Origin of the sequence: Candidatus Chloroploca sp. Khr17 (genome assembly GCF_004138165.1) — a bacterium.
Classification (GTDB): Bacteria; Chloroflexota; Chloroflexia; order Chloroflexales; family Chloroflexaceae; genus Chloroploca.
In genome coordinates this window covers 1-3,145 of the sequence record NZ_RYFF01000127.1, presented here as the reverse complement: position 1 = coordinate 3,145, position 3,145 = coordinate 1, and the positions used below count along the sequence as shown (strand labels likewise).

Sequence of the window (3,145 nt, the reverse complement as noted above, 5' to 3'; positions counted from 1 at the left end):
AGACGAGTGGCAGGCCGTATATCTGGAACCTGACGAGCGTCGGAAACTACGCGGTGGATCGTGGTACAACGAACAAAGGTACGTCCGGGCTTCGTACCGCAACTACTACGTCCCGCGCGACCGCGGCTACTTCAACGGGTTGCGGGTCGCCAGTCATTCTCCGCTGCCCGGTTCTGAATCCTGATTGCTGTTTTTGGGGATCGGGGATTGGGGATGGGTGTACTGCTTCACAAGGTTGGTAAGGATCGGCCCCCCTCCCAGCCTCCCCCCGCTGGGGGGAGGAGTCCGGCTCCCTCCCCCAGCGGGGGAGGGCTGGGGAGGGGGCGGTATGCTCGAACCTTATGAAGCGATACAGATAGGAGAGTCCAAGGCGCAGCGGTGCAAAGCTTTGCCGAGGTAAGTGTTCACACTTCTCCTGGGAGCGCGGGCGGCTCGCCCGCATCCTACCTGTGAATATACACGCTTGCGGATTTAACATATTTGTGCTATTATATTCAAGGAGGGCACTCATTCAAGCATGACGGACATACCAGATATGAAAACAACCTTTTCACAGTACCGGCAAAACGCCCATAATTGGATTACTCTGGCAACAGGTGAGTTTTACCCTGATATTCTCGTTGATGCCTGCCTGCTCTATACGCCCGTGCTGGAGATGTTTGGCCGTTTGGTTCGAACATCAGAGTCATCTGAGCGTCTCTTTATGCAAATTGCTGATGTGCGCGAGAGTTGGATGCGCATTCAACTTTCACGTGTTTTCAAAAGATATGTGAGTCCTGGAACGCCCGTTGAAATGCTGAAGAAAAAGTCTCAAGCAGCACACATCTGCCATAGTTACAAAAATGACTTCCGTCCAATTCACGAGGTACAAGCCGCATTTTCAAGTCGACCAATACCTGATGAACCGTTGTGCGCCTTGCTATGGGAATACAAAGATCGTGGTAAGAAGGGATATGACTTGACAGAACGATTCTTTGAGTTATTCAGATCTCGTTTTCCTCACCTTCTGCTTGTTGGGCCTGAACGTGCGGGACGTGATGTGCTGCTTGGTGACGTGTTTGTTGAGTATCCGAATCCCAAGCGACCGGTGGATTTCATCATCTATAGCGAAGACAAAGCTGATATTCTGGCTGTCGGTTTGGCTCGCTATGACTCTGATCGGGGTGGTGCGCAGGAGGATGATCGCACGGGAGGATACCGTGATTGTGCCCGCGAGATTATCACGTATGCACAGCAGCATAACTTGCCCACGAAAGTGATCTTGCTCAACGATGGTCCTGGCTTGCTCCTGGGATCAATGTGGCATGATTATGCCGCGATTGAAGAAGCCTGGCAAGGCAGAGTGATGATAACAACCTTGCGCATGGTTCCAGAACGAATCAGCGCAGTCTGGTTATATTCAAGGGAGGTGTAATGTATGGCAACAGGCAATCCTAAAACCAAATGGACAACCGAGGGTGTGTCTGCAACGGTAGATAAACCGATGCAGTCTGCGGTGGTTCTTGCTTATGAAGGTAAAGTCCCTGAAGACGAGATCCTTACCATGGCGATGGCTCGCACAACACAACTCTGGACTGGCAATCCCGAGTCACCGAATCGTCTTTATTTTGGCGATAATTTGGCCCTGCTCGCTTCGTTGATGCACGATACGAACGTTAAAGGCAAGGTAAAACTCATCTATATTGATCCTCCTTTTGCGACAAATAGTGTTTTTCAATCACGAAATCAAGTAGATGCGTATCAAGATCTTCTGGTGGGAGCTGCATTCATCGAGTTTATGCGTAAACGACTGATTTTACTTAGAGAATTGTTAGCAGAAGATGGATCTATCTACGTGCATTTAGATGTAAATATGGCATTTCATATCAAAGTTATTATGGATGAGGTCTTTGGTTCATCTAACTTTAGAAACTGGATTACAAGACGAAAATGCAGCCATAAGAATTATACGCGCAAAACATATGGAAACATATCTGATTACATTTTATTCTATACTAAATCAGATGCGTACGTTTGGAATAGGTCAATTGAAACATGGACGACGGCACGAGCGATGAAAGAATATGCATACATAGAAGAGGGTACCGGTCGCCGCTACAAAAAAGTTCCCATACACGCACCTGGGACGCGAAATGGTGAGACAGGACTGCCGTGGCGTGGTATGTTGCCACCGCCAGGTAAGCACTGGCAATATACGCCCAAAACACTTGATGAAATGGATGCACGAGGTGAGATTTACTGGTCTGCAACGGGGAATCCGCGAAGGAAAATCTATCTTGATCATAGTGATGGTGTTCCTGTGCAAGACATTTGGTATGATTTGCGCGATACAAAAAATCAGAATGTGTATATTACAGGTTACCCAACCGAGAAAAATCCTCATTTGCTCATAAGGATCATTGAGGCGTCTTCCAATCCAGGCGATCTTGTGCTTGACTGTTTCAGTGGATCTGGGACTACCTTAGCAGTAGCTGATATGCTTGGTCGTCAGTGGATTGGGATTGATAATAGTAAGGAGGCGATTACCACGACGCTCAGGCGCTTCTTACAGGGAACAGCAAGAATGGGTGATTTTGTCGAGCGTGAAGATGGCTTGCAAGCTGGCAATGAGCCACAACGCCAACAATTAGATCTATTTCCTGATGAGCAAAGCTCAATATCTGAAGTACATAATCACTTGATCAATAATTTCACCCTCTATAGCAGTGATGAACAAGGCGATCATATGAAGATGTTCGATGAGTGGCGGAGTTTGCTGGAGGCGTAGTTGTGGTGGGCCACTTCACCCAGGGGGGCCGGGCACAGCAGCGCTGGCAGGGCGTGGTGGTTGATCTTCTGATCGACTTTCGAGCGTGCTATGTTATACTGCGTTCAACACCAGATCGTGCTGCTTCCACTGCCTAGCCATTGTTCATATTATGGTTGCTTTTGCCATCACAGCCCTCAGGCCAACCGATCCGCTTTTCCGTGGCCGCGAGGCGGAACTCGTGCGGCTGCGGCGCCTCTGTCTCGATGAGGTCGCGAGTTATGTGGTGCTCTACGGGGGGCGGCAGAATGGCAAGACGAGCCTGTTATTGCGCCTGGAAGCTGCGCTGCGCTCGGATGCGCGGGTCTGTCGCGTTGATTTTCAGTTGATCAAGGGGGC

The 3,145-nt window shown here is 49.4% G+C and carries 2 protein-coding genes and 2 pseudogenes; all 4 read left to right on the top strand.

Going from position 1 to position 3,145, the window contains the following annotated elements; genetic code table 11:
* Positions 1-184: pseudogene (locus tag EKD05_RS26600) on the top strand (hypothetical protein); the annotation flags it as partial.
* Positions 185-535: 351 nt separating this feature from the next.
* Entirely contained in the window at positions 536-1,414 is an 879-nt protein-coding gene (locus EKD05_RS25245) for a bstEII (RefSeq protein WP_129678386.1), read from the top strand.
* Between the two features lie 3 nt (positions 1,415-1,417).
* Complete coding sequence (locus tag EKD05_RS25240) at positions 1,418-2,767, top strand: site-specific DNA-methyltransferase (protein ID WP_129678384.1); 1,350 nt, start codon at positions 1,418-1,420, stop codon at positions 2,765-2,767.
* Positions 2,768-2,918: 151 nt separating this feature from the next.
* Positions 2,919-3,145, top strand: a pseudogene (locus EKD05_RS25235) (hypothetical protein); the annotation flags it as partial.